Consider the following 15532-nt stretch of genomic DNA (forward strand, 5'->3'; position numbering starts at 1 on the left):
TACCAAACTATTTCTAAGATGCATGAAGTCATCCACTCGATGATTTAATTCATTCGTTCACAATACAAACCATTTCATAAAAAAAACAAACGCGTTCTTAGAAAAACTCAGATAATTGACCGTGACCGAAAAGGAAGATAGAGCGCAACGCTTGATAAATACCGTACCGACTGTCATCATGCACATGATGTACATGGTGATTGCAGTATCACTCTATGTAGGAGATAGCCCACTCGTTGCATTTAACTTTAGTATCCAAATATATTTAACCTCTATTGTTGTGATAACTCTCTACAAAAAACACATTGTAAAAGGGCTTATCCGCAATACGGATGTAGAAAAGAAGAAATACGTCATTCGATTAATTGTATTAGTATTAGCTGGCATGCTGATAGTTTCAATAATTGACCTTCTGAATATCTCCGGTAAGCCTCCATTAATACTGAATGTCCTCCTTTGGCTAATATTCACTCTCGTTGGATTGTTCTTAGCGTCTACTTCTGCTTATACACACTACTACTATGGACAAAAATTGAATACAGTAAAAGCAGAAGCTGATAAAGTGAAAGCAGAGTTGGGTTTACTAAAGAGCCAGATCAATCCACACTTTCTGTTCAATACCCTTAACAACATATATGGACTCGTGCATATGAAAGACAAGCGTGCACCGGAAATGATTTCACAGCTTTCACAAATACTCCGTTACCTACTATACGACTGCAGTGCACCACGTGTAAGTCTTAGAAAAGAACGAGAACTCATAGAAAATTACCTCAGACTTCAATCGATGAAATCGAAAAGCCTTGTGGATAGAATAGATTTCTATTGTGATGGAATCGCAGACAAACATACTATTATGCCAATGCTCCTAATAAACTTTGTTGAGAACTGCTTCAAACACAGTGATATCGAGACCAACGAAGAAGGTTGGGTGACCGTGACACTGGAGATTTCAAACAACGAACTGCACTTCACCACTCGTAACACTATTAAAAAGGATGTCAAAAAGAAGAAAGATTCAGGCATAGGTCTCTTCAATACACAAAAGATGTTGAGCGCTGAATATGGCGAAAAACATAGCCTGCAAGCTGGAATGATTGATGATTTTTTTGAAATTGGCCTTAAACTGCAACTGGTATGATACTGAAATGTGTGGTAATAGATGATGAAGCGATTGCTAGGAGTTTATTAGCTGATTACATCTCCAAAATACCTGAGTTGGAACTGATAGCCACCTGCTCTACAGCACTGGAAGCCATGCCTTATGTCAGAATAGGCCAGATAGACCTACTTTTTCTGGATATAGAAATGCCTGAAATTACTGGGATTGATTTCCTGAAAAGCCTCGGACCGGGTCCTGAGGTAATACTCACCACTGCTTACTCTGAGTACGCCATTCAAAGTTATGAATATGGCGTGACAGACTATCTTTTGAAACCTATCGAATTCGATCGCTTTTATAGGTCAGTCAACCGTCTTTTAGCAAAGGCCAATATTCAGACGGCCCTCTCGGTCATTCAATCCGTTGCTGTTGAAGCTGAAATGATAGATGATTTTCTCTTCATCAAAGCTGATAACAAGGTGTTGAAGGTAAATTATGCAGAGATCCAGTACATTACTAGTAAAGGTGCCTATGTGCAAATTGTTACTACCACTGGTAAAAAGATAATGACCTTACAGTCAATGAACAAAATGGAGGAAGTTTTGCCTCCACAGACTTTCTTTAGGGTCCATCGCTCTCATATTGTGAATATCTCTTTTATCAATGCTATAGAAGGTAATACTCTTCGTCTAAGTGACAATATGATGATCAGTCTGAGTAAGAGCAAAAAAGATGATTTTATTCAAAGAATTGACCGAGCAAATCTTCTAAAATAAAAAAGGCAACCAATGGCTGCCTTTCAATATCTCAAACAAAGAAGCTATTTACCTCCTCCTTCTAATCTGCAGAGCTGGAAAAACCACTGGCGACTCATTACCATCTTTGCCAACAGCCGACACTCCAAAGTAATAGTTGTCAATAACAATTCCCTCTAAAGTGAATTCGTTCACGCCCGAGACAAACTTAAAATTATCCCAAGTTGGAGAAGTTGTTAGCCTCCAATAGAGTTTGTAGCCTGCTATATCGGGGTCGTCAGATGCTGCCCATTGCAGAGTAGTTGAAGGTCTAACCGCACCTCCGATTCTCACCTCCGTAGGTGCAGGTGGCGCCCAGGCAAGGCCTGCCAATGAAATAGCGTTCACCGCAGTCAATTTCTTGGCATAAGGGAAATTTACTCCCTCAATTACATCACCGTACTTGATACCATTCTCTTCACGAATGTTCTGGTGCTGCCTGTTATAATTCTCATGGGCTTCCATAATTCTCACACCTGCAAAACCCAAATCATTGAATGGACGGTGATGACCTCCTCTTCCAAAGCGATCCAGACGATAAATCATCATTGGGTTCATTTCAGGCATATAGGTTTTTACCTGCCCATGAATAAATCTGGCTAGTTGACGAGAAATACCATCGACTTCACCACCTGCAAACCTCCTTGCCCCCCTTTGCCTGTCTGTTTCGTTAGCAGGTGTAGGTTCAGAAAAGATCCTGAAAGTTCTATTGTCAATTACTCCATCAACGCCTTCAATATTTCCAATCATATCGTTGTTCAGTATGCCGATCATTTTCCAGTTATTCTCTTGAGCATACTTGGCTAGCCCTCGCCCTCCGAAAAGGCCTTGTTCTTCACCAGAAAGCCCAACAAAGGCTACGCTATGCTTAAACTTATACTTTGACATCACTCTGGCAGCTTCAATCGTGCCCGCCATTCCAGAGGCATTGTCATTGGCGCCTGGTGCATCAATCTCGTAATTCATGGTATTAGATGCCCTTGAATCGATATCACCTGACATCATTACATAAGAATCTGGATAGTCAGTACCTCTTAGCACGGCAACAACATTAACAATCCATGCACTATGTGGTACTCGGCTCCCCTCTGTTTTCTCAACAAAGTCCTTTTGGTAGAATACTTCTAGACACCCTCCACACTCCTGAGAGATTTTTTCGAATTCCGATTTTATCCATCTACGGGCAGCCCCTATACCTCTGGTTTCAGAAACGGTATCTGAAAAGGTATTTCTTGTTCCGAAACCTGCTAGTCTCCGAATATCTGCTTCAATACGGTCCGCTGAAGTAGCATTAATGATTTCGTAAATTCTTGTATCAATTTGCGGAGGGGCTTCCTGAGCGCTCACCGTTTGAAAGGCCATCATTAGACCAAACAAACCCAATGTCTTAAAGACTTTCTTCATAAGTATTCTAGGTTAATCTTCGCCTAAAAGTATAAAAGAAACCTTCACCCCAAAATGGATAAGTGATGGGTGGAGTTTATTCTCTGAGCCTAGGGGTTTTGCAGGTTTGAAGTGTATATAACTTACAATCTTCTTAGAAAAAAGAATATTTTTCTTAGGGTGTAACAAACTTGGCACATTGATTGTCGTATAAGAGAGGTAAGGATAATTCAAAATGAAAAAGAAAACACTTTTAATCACAGCAGCAGCAGTAATTGCCACAGGTCTCGGTATTTACAGTATAGCGGGTAAAAAAATCGCCCTGCCTAAGAAAAAGGCAAGCAGCAAGTAAGTAGAGATACTTAGTTACACACTCGTTAAATACTGTTAAGTTGTATCGCCTCGGTGACACCGGGGCTTTTTAGTGTCCAAACTTTGTTAATTTAGCCACACAATATTCCGTATGAACAAAGCACTTCTCATTTGCCTTTTGTCTTTTTTTGGAGTTTTGAGTATACAGGCTCAAATCCGACCTGAAGACCCTCGACTATTTATCGATTCTGCTGTAGTCTTTATGGATCAGGAAAAGTATGGTGAAGCTGATATCTATTTTATGAGGGCACTAGACAGAATTGAAGTCCTGCCAGCTGATTTCTGTTTTCAATTCGGAAAAAACTCTCTCTTCTTAAAGAAGTTTTCTCAAAGCATAGACTGGCTCAATAAGTATTTAGAGCTGAAAGGAAGTCAAGGTCAATTCTCAAAAGAGACTTTAGTTTTGCTAGAAAAAGCCGAAGAAGGTTTTAGAGAAAACCGCGGAGTTGCTACTTCAGCAGATGTGAATAGTAAGTTCTTTTATCGTAACACTATCAAGTGTGATGATGCCACTCCTATCATTTGTCCGGTATGTCGTGGAGATGATGTGATTATCACTAAAGATGCCTTAGGGGAAAAAATCTATAAACAGTGCCCCTATTCCAACAATGGTGTATTGACCTGTACAGAATTTAACCTCCTTATTCAAGGCAATTTGAAGCCTAAAAAGAAGTAATGCAGCCTTTCTGTTTTCTTTGAATCTTTAGACCAAATAATTGGTCATGAGAAACAATAGAAAATCTACTTTTAAAGACTACTTCATAGAATTTATTATTGTGATTCTGGGTATCACAATTGCCTTCTGGTTATCCAACCTTGGGGAAGCCAAAAAAGAAAGAGCCCTGGAGGCACAATACATTGTAGACCTTCGATCAGATCTGCAGAAAGACGCTGACTACTTAAGCACCTCCATTGAGAGTAACAAGAGAAAGCTTCGATTACTCAGTAAAGCGATATCTTTTTTTCAAAGACAGGAAAGTAACCTGACTTATGATTCCATGCCTACATATGGCGACCTCATTGGTAACTACAACTTTTTCGAACCGAATGAAAGTACCTATTTATCATTACAGCAGAGTGGTGATTTCAAGGTCTTCAAGAACAAGGACTTCAAAAAAGCACTTATAGAACTATATAGATCTTATGACCTTATCGAGCGTGAACACATCAACCTTGCGGGAGCATTAGATGATAACTTCTATCCTCAGTTTATGTCTAGCTATGATTTCATCAATAATGAAATCATCCATGTAGATTATTTTAAAACGCCACTATTCAGAAACTTCGTGGGCTTCACCATGAATGAAACTTCCCTGCTCAATCGATATTATGAAAATGCGAAAACACGCATTGATCGAATTTTAGAGATGACTAATTAAGCGCTAAGTGTAGCTAATACTCTTTTGATCAAATCGTCTACCGCAGACTCATGGTTCTTAGAGAACTCTTGACGTGCCCGATTAGCAATTAAAGCATTGAGGCTAATCATTTCATGACCTAAAAGTTGTGCCATTGCGTAGTAGCCTGCTGTTTCCATTTCAAGATTGGTGAACTGGCCAAAGGGTGTATTCATAGCTGCGAGTCTATCTACCAGTCCATCCACTCTAGGCTTAAGTCTAACTTGGCGTCCTTGAGGTGCATAGAAACCAGGAGCTGTGATGGTAACACCTTGATAGTAGTTATCACTGAAAAGGGACAAAAGTTTTTCAGAAGCTTTGGCAAAATATGGTTGAAAACTTAAGGAAAGCTCATTTTGTATTTTTCGAGTGAAGTCTTCTGTAACCTTGTCACTAGTCCAATTATAGAAGTTCATCAGTGTATCCAAGCCTAATGCTGCCGTAGATACCAGAAATGCGTCAATTGGAATTTCTGGCTGCAGGCATCCCGAAGTTCCAATTCTAATTATCTGAAGGCTCTTCAAGTCTTCCTTAATCTCACGAGTTTCCAAGTTTACGTTTACCAAGGCATCTAACTCGGTCATGAGTAATTCTACATTGTCAGTACCCATTCCTGAGCTGATAACGGAAAGTCTCTTCCCTCCTAAAGTCCCTGTATGAGTGACTAACTCTCTACTGTTTACTTGGTGTTCTACTTTGTCAAAATAGCAACTCACCTTCGGTACTCTTTCAGGGTCACCAACCACTATAATGGTATCCGCGACCATTTCAGGAGATAGGTTCAGGTGATATACACGTCCCTGAGGAGTAAGTATTAATTCCGACTCAGGGATTCTTATGCTCATGAGTTAATTTTTGCTGGTTCGCGCTTAACCCCCTTGAGAGGGTTATAATGGTTCGTATTCTTTTGATAGTACCCTGTACCATCATAAGGTCTTCTAGAAGGATTGTTTCTGCACTCGTCAGAACAGCAGCCATCCATTAACCAACCAGCCTCCTCGCTCATAGGAATGTGTGCATTACACTCAGAGTTTGCACAATTCACCATACGATCGGTAGGCTCTCCTGTAATATGACACCTAGAAAGAATACTTGGATTAACATGGTTAACGTCTGCCGTTATACGATTGTCAAACACGTAACACTTTCCTTCGAAGTCTTTTCCTTCAGCTTCAATTCCGTACTTGATAATACCTCCGTGAAGCTGATACACATTCTCAAAACCTTGTTCCAATAGGTAGGCACTCGCCTTTTCACATTTGATCCCTCCTGTGCAATAGGTGATAACTTTCTTGTTCCTTAAGTGATCAAGCTCCTTAACCTTTTCTGGAAAGTCTCTGAAGTTATCTATATCTAGCGTCAGGGCATTTTTGAACTTCCCTACGTTATGCTCATAGTTGCTACGAACGTCAAGAATGACGGTATCTTCTGGCTGGTTTTCAAGAATTTCTTTGAACTGGCCTGGCTCTACGTACTGCCCGGTCTCTTCCCTTGGGTTGAGATGTCTTAAACTAGAATGAACAATTTCTGGCTTAACGCGAACATGTAGCTTGGCAAAAGCCATTCTATCATGCGCTTCAACCTTAAATTCCGTATCTGCAAAACGCGCGTCTGACTGCACATAGCTCATGTACTTTTCACAATCTTCTCGCAGGCCTGAAACGGTGCCATTAAGTCCTTCTGGAGAGATGATGATTCTTCCTCTTAGGTTGTTATCGACACAAAAAAGGTGATGTTGTTCTCTGTATGCTTCAAAATCCTTGATTTCGGCATAGCAGTAATAGAGTAATATTGAATACTTCTTTTCCATAACTTCTGCCCTATTGCTTGTAGGGTGAATTTATTCTAAACTTCTTTTGCAGGATTTCCGAATACCGTTTTGCCCTTTTCGACATCACCGATAACCACAGACCCTGCACCAATTCTGGCATTCTTGCCTATTTTAACGCCTGGTACAATTGTTACACCAGAACCTATAAATACATTTTCTTCAATTTGGGCCTCAGCACCAACGGTACTTCCAGCACCTACTTGAACTAGATCACCTAAACTGGCACTATAGTCTACAACTACATTACTATGCAGCATACAGTGATCACCAAGTTTTGCATTCGCTCCAATAATTACCCCACTATTGATGAATTCTCCATGACCAATATGTGCTGATGGAGCGATCTCGGTATTACTGTGGACGGCATTTACTGGCATCATCTTTCTTCGCTCTTTCATGAGCTTTATAATCCCCTTACGCAGATTTCTATCGTCTGCGGCAATGAACCCTTCGCATTTCTTTCCGATCAACTTCAAGAAACCATCGTCATCTGTTCTGCCTAGAATAGATAACTCTCCTAGCTCAGTTCCATGTAGTTTTTCATTGTCGTCAAGGTAGCCGTAAACAATGATGTCGTTACTCTCAAAAATCTCTCTGGCTGCCTGCCCTAAAGCACTAGCTCCGAAAATGATTACAGGGTTTTTCATGCATTAATGAATTGGAGGGCAAAGATAAAGTATTTCGTAAGAATACGCCCAACTGACTAAGATTAAGCCTTAATCAATTCAGCACCAATGGTACATTCAATGCATCTCTTATGCTTACAAAAGGTGTTGTGCAATTCAATCAAGCCTTGACTATCAAATGCCGAAGAAACATTCCAGCCGATGGCATTCCAAAGTCGTGTAATCTTATTTTCTTCCTTCGAAAGTGCCATGAGCAAATTGAGCGCTTTATCCAATGGTTCTGAATTGTCTTTGTATTTGGCGTAGGCCACAAGCAATGGAACTGTTGTGTTGATCAAGAGATTCTCCTTGGCTGACTTTGTGAGCCCACCAATTTTAGTCTTACTCTTTTTGTCAATGACCAAATGCTCTTGCCAATAACTGGATTGGGTTACTTGCAGCTGTTTGATTAACCCTTTTGGATCTTCAAACTCCGTAAAAAGGGAGAAAATATTCTGATGATTAAACATCAATGCCGCTAGTTGGGCAATTCTTACTGTGGGGAAATTACTTGGACGTACACCTGAAAAATGCCATTGATTGTAACGCAACTCATGAGAGAGGCCATATTTGGTTGAGAGGTAATCGTATTCAGATTTGAGTGTTTTCAAATATGGGTCGATTACATCAACACTCAGCAAACCAGATGCTCCAAATAGAAGTGCTTCATAATGCATCAGCTGATTATGCTTAAACAGTACTTTTGAAGGCACCAAGCGCGCCAAATCCAACATAGACACTGAATTGGTCTTGAAGCCCAAGCCCTTGGACAGCCATTGATAGGCCGTCTCTTCCCAATCTGAATTATTAGCTTCCAGTAACTCTGTGACCGATCTTGCTTTATCTTCGATTCGACCAATTAAGGCTCTTTCTAACATTGAAAGTCGGGTGATCACCTTTGTAGATTGGAGTTGATCCGCACAAGGAATTGGGTCACCGTTTTGGATCATTGCATTATATCGATTCAACATTTTAGGTTTGATCAAACCCTTAAGCACAAGAGTGGGCAATGGTTTTTTATGGTCGTCAAGCACTTCTTTATCATGTTCATAGACAACATGAAGAATGACATTGTCATAGTTTGGGTTTCCCTCATGCTTGTGCTGATACCAGTCAGAAGATTTCAAATGTATTTCGACTGCACCTGCCCATTTAATACCACCTATGACTACGTGTGCTTCTTTGAAGTCAGGTCCCGCCAAATGATTATGGAAGCCAGTTTTTTGAATCGTAATGGGTTCACCACTGCTCGTGAAAAGGTCAGTCTTGTTGAAGTACTGGTTTTTCCACACAAAGTGCAGAAATGCTTCTTGAATCATTGTGGTGCAGGTTTACACCAAGAATTTAAAGGTATTTATCCAGAAACCCAGCCATTTGCGCTTGTAGTTCTTCGGCTTTTTGACCTGCAACAGCTGCAAAGTCTGCTGAATTATCAGCGTAGATAATACCTCTTGAGGAATTGACAAGTAAACCACAATGGTTATTCATTCCATATTTAGAAACCTCTTCTAAACTTCCTCCCTGTGCGCCAACACCAGGAACTAGCAAGAAGTGGTCAGGCACTATATTCCTAATATTTTGTAATGCTTCGGCTCTAGTGGCACCCACAACATACATGAGCTGATCTGTATCTCCCCACTCTTGGCTTTTGCGGAGTACTTCTTCATAAAGCTCGCCACCTTTATTCAATCCAAGGTTTTGGAAATCCTTTCCACCTGCATTTGAAGTAAGTGCCAATAAAATCACCCACTTATTATCGAAGTCGAGGAAGGGCTTTACCGAGTCTTCTCCCATATAAGGAGCTACCGTAATTGAATCACAGTCCATTTGCTCAAAAAAGGCCCGGGCATACATTTTGGAGGTATTACCTATGTCTCCTCTTTTGGCATCAGCGATAGTAAAAATATCTTTGGGAATGTAGTCTATCGTCTTTTGAAGGCTCTTCCATCCTTCAATTCCATGTGCCTCATAGAAGGCGATATTAGGCTTATAAGCCACTGCATATTTAGCTGTGGCGTCAATGATCTGCTTATTGAACTCGAAAATCGGATCTTCGAGGTCTAAAAGGTGCTTTGGAATCTTTTGAATGTCAGTATCTAAACCTACACAGAGGTAGGATGACTTCTTTTTAATTTGCTCAAAGAGCGCAGCTCTATTCATTCGTTACGCAAATCTTCTTTATGTTGTACTGGATTAGCTTCTTCATCAAATTCGAAATACTTAGCATCAAAAGCTTGATCCGGTTTGAAAGCTGAAACTTCAAAATTAGTTTTGGCTCCATCATAGTCGATCAGATCCCAAGCTTTTAAGTAAGCATCCTTCTGACCGATGTACATCACAATATTGGTGAAATCTGCATCCTCATCTGTAGAAATGAGCTCTACGACATCCACTAACTCTCCGTTGATATTGTCTTGACGCTTGTATTCGTAAGTGAAACCTTCCTTATAAATATCATAGATATTCGCAGGGTTAATTGCTCCTTCTTCCGGTTCAAAATTACTGATGGTCAGTTCTTGAGATTCAACCAGGTAAGTCCATAATACAGGTCCATTACAATAGATTTGCTGACCTTCAATTCTTAAAACAAATTTTTCCTTGGCTACCGAGGCTGATCCTGCCGTTCTGGCAATTACTTCAGCTTCACTGAAATTCTTCTGAACAAAGGAAATCTCAAACCCTGCCATTGCCTTATAAGTAGTGCTCATTCTATCGAGCACAGTCTTTGCATCTCCACTTTGGCCTTTAGCTGCTAAAGCAACAACAGCTAAAATCAACACATATATTAACTTCTTCATCTTCTTTCTATTCCGTGGAATCAATTATCATCGATAGTATTCAATAACTGTTCCAAACTGTATTCATCTGGTATTAAGACCTGCCTGGCCTTACTCCCTTCAAATGGTCCTACTATGCCAGCAGCTTCCAGTTGATCAATCAATCGTCCAGCTCGGTTATACCCAAGCTTCAATTTACGCTGTATCAGACTTGTGCTGCCTTGTTGATGTGCTACTATTAATTTTGCAGCCTCCTCAAACAATGCATCCCTATCAGAAAGGTCAACATCTCCTGTACTAGAGTCTCCCTCGTCACCAGTAAACTCTGGTAACATGTAAGCAGTCTCATAACCTTTCTGCGAACCAATAAAGTCGCAAATTTCGTCTACTTCTGGCGTATCTACAAATGCACACTGCAATCTTGTAATATCGGAACCCATGGACAAAAGCATATCTCCTTGCCCTATAAGTTGATCAGCACCACCAGCATCCAAAATTGTTCTTGAATCTACCTTCGATGTTACTCTGAACGATAGTCTCGCTGGGAAGTTCGCTTTGATAATACCAGTAATCACATTCACTGATGGTCTTTGCGTAGCTACCACTAAGTGAATACCGATCGCTCGAGCCAATTGAGCCAAGCGTGCGATAGGTGTTTCCACTTCTTTACCAGCTGTCATCATCAAGTCTGCCAACTCATCTATGACCAAGACGATGTAAGGGAGGAATTTGTGTCCCTTCTCAGGATTTAACTTTCTATCAACAAACTTCTGGTTGTACTCCTTAATATTCCGGCAAGCGGCATCTTTCAACAAGTCATACCGCTGATCCATCTCAATGCACAAGGAATTGAGTGTATAAATAACCTTCTTGGTATCAGTAATAATAGGCTCATCATTATCCGGAAGCTTAGCCAAGTAATGTCTTTCGATCTTATTGAAAAGCGTTAGCTCCACCTTCTTCGGGTCAACCAGAATAAACTTCAGTTGAGACGGATGTTTCTTATAAAGTAAAGAAGCCAGGATAACGTTGAGTCCGACTGATTTACCTTGACCGGTAGCACCTGCCATTAGCAAGTGAGGCATTTTAGCTAAATCAGCTACAAATACTTCGTTTGAAATAGTTTTACCCAGGGCGACCGGTAAGGCCATGTCAGAGTTCATGAACTTGTCAGTAGAAATCACTGACTTCATGGAAACCATTTCCTTATTCTTATTTGGCACTTCTATACCAATCGTTCCTTTACCTGGAATTGGAGCAATAATTCTAATACCTAAAGCAGCCAAGCTTAGTGCAATGTCGTCTTCAAGGTTTTTAATCTTAGAAATTTTGACACCTGCCTCTGGTACAATTTCATAAAGCGTTACCGTAGGCCCTATCGTTGCCTTAATACTAGCAATCCCAATTTTGAAGTTGGTCAGTGTTTCGACAATCTTGTCTTTATTGGCTTGAAGCTCCTCTTTGGTAACAGATATCTTACCTGTGGAATATTCCCTCAAAAGGTCCACTTTCGGAAACTGGAACTTTGCCAGATCAAGAGTTGGATCATAATGACCCGCCTTCTCAACCAATTTTTCAGCCTTCTCATTGATTTCTACCTCAAAGGCAGGCTGAGCATCAGGCGCTTTTGGCTGAGGCTTGTTGACTGGTGTAACTTCTAACTCAAGAGCACTCTCTGCTGGTTCATCTGCAACCTCAGGTACCGCTTCCGTAACTTGTTCTTCCTTTTCTTCTACTATAGGCTCAGAAGACTTAGCGGCTTCCTTTTCTTCCTTCAAAGAGACTACCCAGTCCTTTAGTTCAGCTTCGCTATCCACTACATCAGTGGCACTAGGATCTTCGATTGGGTCTTCCACCGAACTAGCATCAGTATCAACTGGTAGCACTTCACTCGACTCTTCGTTCGATTCTTCCTTCGAGACGGGGGCAATTGGGGTCTTCTTAAAAGAAAGTATTTCGGTGATATTGAAAAAGAAGATCACGAATACCAGCAAGGTAAAAGCCAGAAACAGAATTGTTCCAAAGCCCAAAAGGTTGTCAAAGAAGATTGACAACTGATAACCAAGACCTCCGCTATAAAAACTCCACTCAGAGATAGATTCATCTCCTTTGATCATTGAGCCCATCAGTAGACTTATCCAGATCAAGAAGAAGAGTGTAAAAGTGATGGCTCTTGACAACTTGATAAGTGCTTTTCCCCAAATCACTTTGTAGCCAAAGATGAAAAGCAACGGTGGGATCAAAAATGCTGCTATTCCAAACCAGGAGAAAATGAGTTTATGGGCAACCAGCGCTCCAAGCAACTTCATCCAGTTACCTGCCTCTTGCCCTAATGACTTAACTGTTTCGTTCTGATCAAAGAAAGCTTCCACCACACTTTGATCCATTTTACCCGTAAATAGGTAACTGACACAAGCCAAAAAGATGAACACGGAAGCCAGCAGAAGAAAAAAGCCAATCGACAATTGAAATCTCCTATCCCTTAGAAATGGGATATCGACTTTCAGCGAACGTTTCTTTTTTGGGCCTTTGTCCTTGGTGTTGGACTTAAAAGTGTTGGACTTATACGTGTTTTTAGCCATCTAAAAATCTAAAACCTGATAATACGAATTTAATCGAATATTATGAACCTATTCTGATCATTCATCAAACGATCTAAGCCTTGTTTTCTTTCCATTTTGCAAGACCTTTATTAATTCTCTTAATCATACCCGGACCTTCATAAATAAAGCCGGTATAAACCTGAACCAAACTTGCACCTGCTTTTAATTTCTCAATTGCATCATCTGCTGTCTGAATCCCTCCCACTCCAATAATCGGAAATGCTCCGTCAGACTTCTCATTAAGAAATCTAATCACCTCTGTCGATCTGGCCTTGACAGCCTTTCCACTCAATCCTCCTGCACCAATTTCTTCTATCGTATTCTTGGGTGTATTCAATCCTTCTCTCGAAATGGTAGTATTAGTAGCAATAACACCATCAATACCCGTCTCATTGACAATTTCAACAATATCCAAAAGTTGTTCTTCGGTCAAGTCTGGTGCTATTTTCAGTAAGATTGGTTTCTTTTCTGAAAATGCCTTACCCGCTTCCTGAAGACTGTTTAAAATGTGTTTCAGGGGTTCTTTTTCTTGCAACGCCCGTAGGTTGGGCGTGTTGGGCGAACTAACATTAACTACAAAATAGTCTACATAGGGATGCAGCCCATTGAAGCAGATTAGATAATCATTAACCGCTTCCTCATTAGGGGTTACCTTGTTCTTCCCGATATTCCCACCTATAAGGACATTTGTTTTTCGGTTTTTTAATCTTTCAATAGCCTCATCCAAACCACCATTATTAAAACCCATTCGATTAATAAGGCTTTGATCGTCTGGCAGCCTAAATAATCTAGGTTGGGGGTTTCCTGCTTGAGGCTTAGGAGTAATTGTACCAATTTCAATAAAACCAAAACCTAAAGCAGACAGCTCATTATAGAGCTTGGCATCTTTATCAAAACCAGCTGCAAGACCTACTGGGTTTTTAAATTTGAGACCGAAACATTCAGTTTCCAGCGAAGTGTATTTAGAATCATAAAGGCTCTGACTTATTGCCTGAACACCTGGGATTTTAAATAATCGCTTGAGCCACCTGAAGGCAAAATAATGAGCGGATTCTGCGTTTTTGGTGAAGAGAAAGGGGCGTATTAGGGTTTTGTACAATTGGGGGAATCTTTCCACAAAAATAGGGCTTAATATGGAAAGCTATAATGGTTTCTAAAGGAAATACTCAGGCTTATTTCTTATACCCGTGAAAGCGCCTCTATCAAGTCCATGATTAGCTCCGAGGATGAAACTCTTGAATGACTTGTCGGAGATAATCTCTATCCAGATGCGTGTAGATTTCAGTAGTGGTAATAGACTCATGGCCGAGCATTTCTTGCACTGCTCTGAGGTCAGCCCCCCCCTCTATCAAGTGAGTTGCAAAGGAATGGCGAAAGGTATGTGGACTGATCGTCTTTTGAATCCCAGCTTTTGCCACTAGGTCTTTCAGAAAGGTAAAGACCATTTGCCGTGTCAACTGCCTACCTCTTCTATTTAGAAACAAAAAGGCCTCATGACCGGGCTTCACATCCAAATGAACCCTGACCTCCTCACGATAAATATAGATATGCTTCAATGCTGTTCGTCCAATGGGCACCAACCTTTCCTTATTACCCTTTCCAAAAACTCTAAGAAAACCAACATCAAAATGAATATTAGAGGTTTTCAAGCCGATCAATTCAGACACTCGGAGTCCTGAACTATAAAGTGTCTCAAGCATTGCACGGTTTCTTGTCCCCTCGGGTGTGGAGTGATCGATGGCCTCGAGAATCTGATCTATTTCTTCTACGCTCAGCGTATCCGGTAGTTTTCTACCGAGCTTCGGAGCCTCTAAAAGTGTGGTAGGATCAGTATCCATTTCCCCTTCATAAATGAGAAATTTATAAAATGACTTGAGCCCTGATATTATTCGAGCTTGCGAAAAAGCGCTCATCCCTACTTCATTGATCCACTCTACCATATCTTGAAGCTCTACAATCGTTACTTGCAAGGGATTCAGGTCTTTCTCTCTTAAAACCAGAAACTGCTTCAGTTTTACAATATCCCGCACATAAGCATCGACTGAATTTTCACTAAGCGACCTTTCAAGCTTTAAGTAGTTTTCATACTCCTGAATGTATACATCCCAAGACATGACCAAGTATAAGCAAAACTTAGTATAGATTCTGAAAGAAATGCAGAATGGCTTAGATTTGTCCATCATGAAGGTAATCATCATCAACGGCCCCAACCTTAACCTACTCGGAACAAGGGAAAAAGACATTTATGGCAATGAGCGTTTCGAAGACTATATGGAAAAGTTAAAAAGCACCTTCACTGAAATGACTTTGGAATACTATCAGAGCAATGTTGAAGGTGAGTTAATCAATAAATTTCATGAGGTTGGTTTCTCCTATGATGGCATTGTCTTCAATGGCGGTGGTTATACGCACACTTCTGTGGCTATTTCTGACGCTATTGCAGCCATAAAAACACCCGTGGTTGAAGTACATATTTCTAATATCCATGCCCGCGAAGAGTTCAGACATTTGAGTTTGATTACTAAGGAATGTGCAGGCTTAATTACTGGCTTTGGGATGAAGGGTTATGATATGGCGCTGGGATACTTGAAAGGTAATTAATGACTCT

Annotated in this window: 15 protein-coding genes; 5 read left to right on the forward strand and 10 right to left on the reverse strand. The window is 40.6% G+C overall.

Annotated features, from left to right (window positions below):
- Positions 1 to 121: 121 nt before the first annotated feature.
- Entirely contained in the window at positions 122 to 1141 is a 1020-nt protein-coding gene (locus J4E76_RS05125) for a sensor histidine kinase (protein ID WP_370592796.1), read from the forward strand.
- Entirely contained in the window at positions 1138 to 1878 is a 741-nt protein-coding gene (locus tag J4E76_RS05130) for a LytTR family DNA-binding domain-containing protein (RefSeq protein WP_208501790.1), read from the forward strand. Before J4E76_RS05125 ends, J4E76_RS05130 begins: the two co-directional genes overlap by 4 nt.
- A gap of 48 nt (positions 1879 to 1926) precedes the next feature.
- Here the strand turns inward: J4E76_RS05130 and J4E76_RS05135 are convergent, their stop codons facing one another.
- Positions 1927 to 3300: a M28 family peptidase gene (locus J4E76_RS05135; protein ID WP_236017271.1), complete on the reverse strand. Its 1374-nt coding sequence runs from the start codon at positions 3298 to 3300 to the stop codon at positions 1927 to 1929.
- A gap of 442 nt (positions 3301 to 3742) precedes the next feature.
- Here J4E76_RS05135 and J4E76_RS05140 point away from each other — a divergent pair, with 442 nt between their 5' ends.
- Together J4E76_RS05140 and J4E76_RS05145 are read left to right on the forward strand one after the other, a co-directional pair.
- On the forward strand, positions 3743 to 4327 hold the full coding sequence (locus J4E76_RS05140) for a hypothetical protein (RefSeq protein WP_208501792.1): 585 nt from the start codon (positions 3743 to 3745) through the stop codon (positions 4325 to 4327).
- Between the two features lie 46 nt (positions 4328 to 4373).
- Positions 4374 to 5030, forward strand: a complete 657-nt coding sequence (locus tag J4E76_RS05145; RefSeq protein ID WP_208501794.1) for a hypothetical protein — start codon at positions 4374 to 4376, stop codon at positions 5028 to 5030.
- Here the strand turns inward: J4E76_RS05145 and J4E76_RS05150 are convergent.
- The 9 genes from J4E76_RS05150 to xerD form a co-directional block, all read right to left on the reverse strand.
- Positions 5027 to 5893 (reverse strand): nucleoside phosphorylase, encoded by an 867-nt coding sequence (locus tag J4E76_RS05150; RefSeq protein WP_208501796.1) that lies wholly within the window; start codon positions 5891 to 5893, stop codon positions 5027 to 5029. The genes J4E76_RS05145 and J4E76_RS05150 overlap by 4 nt on opposite strands.
- Complete coding sequence (locus tag J4E76_RS05155; protein ID WP_208501798.1) at positions 5890 to 6858, reverse strand: rhodanese-related sulfurtransferase; 969 nt, start codon at positions 6856 to 6858, stop codon at positions 5890 to 5892. Before J4E76_RS05155 ends, J4E76_RS05150 begins: the two co-directional genes overlap by 4 nt.
- Before the next feature lie 35 nt (positions 6859 to 6893).
- The gene (locus J4E76_RS05160) at positions 6894 to 7526 is read right to left on the reverse strand and encodes a NeuD/PglB/VioB family sugar acetyltransferase (protein ID WP_208501800.1); all 633 of its coding nucleotides are present in this window, start codon (positions 7524 to 7526) and stop codon (positions 6894 to 6896) included.
- A gap of 62 nt (positions 7527 to 7588) precedes the next feature.
- Positions 7589 to 8863: a DUF2851 family protein gene (locus J4E76_RS05165; protein ID WP_208501803.1), complete on the reverse strand. Its 1275-nt coding sequence runs from the start codon at positions 8861 to 8863 to the stop codon at positions 7589 to 7591.
- 25 nt (positions 8864 to 8888) lie between these two features.
- Positions 8889 to 9704, reverse strand: coding sequence for an orotidine-5'-phosphate decarboxylase (gene pyrF / locus J4E76_RS05170; RefSeq protein WP_208501805.1), 816 nt, complete (start codon positions 9702 to 9704; stop codon positions 8889 to 8891).
- Positions 9701 to 10342 carry an outer membrane lipoprotein carrier protein LolA gene (locus J4E76_RS05175; RefSeq protein ID WP_208501807.1) on the reverse strand — a complete coding sequence of 214 codons (642 nt, stop codon included), beginning with the start codon at positions 10340 to 10342 and terminating at the stop codon, positions 9701 to 9703. The genes pyrF and J4E76_RS05175 overlap by 4 nt, the downstream gene beginning before the upstream one ends.
- Before the next feature lie 20 nt (positions 10343 to 10362).
- Positions 10363 to 12903 carry a DNA translocase FtsK gene (locus tag J4E76_RS05180; protein ID WP_208501809.1) on the reverse strand — a complete coding sequence of 847 codons (2541 nt, stop codon included), beginning with the start codon at positions 12901 to 12903 and terminating at the stop codon, positions 10363 to 10365.
- Positions 12904 to 12976: 73 nt separating this feature from the next.
- Positions 12977 to 14023: a quinone-dependent dihydroorotate dehydrogenase gene (locus tag J4E76_RS05185; RefSeq protein WP_208502720.1), complete on the reverse strand. Its 1047-nt coding sequence runs from the start codon at positions 14021 to 14023 to the stop codon at positions 12977 to 12979.
- 115 nt (positions 14024 to 14138) lie between these two features.
- Complete coding sequence (gene xerD, locus J4E76_RS05190; RefSeq protein WP_208502721.1) at positions 14139 to 15038, reverse strand: site-specific tyrosine recombinase XerD; 900 nt, start codon at positions 15036 to 15038, stop codon at positions 14139 to 14141.
- A gap of 67 nt (positions 15039 to 15105) precedes the next feature.
- Between xerD and aroQ the strand changes: the two genes are divergently transcribed.
- Positions 15106 to 15525, forward strand: a complete 420-nt coding sequence (gene aroQ, locus J4E76_RS05195) for a type II 3-dehydroquinate dehydratase (protein WP_208501811.1) — start codon at positions 15106 to 15108, stop codon at positions 15523 to 15525.
- Positions 15526 to 15532 lie beyond the last annotated feature (7 nt).

Source organism: Roseivirga sp. E12, assembly GCF_017592825.1.
GTDB lineage: Bacteria > Bacteroidota > Bacteroidia > Cytophagales > Cyclobacteriaceae > Roseivirga.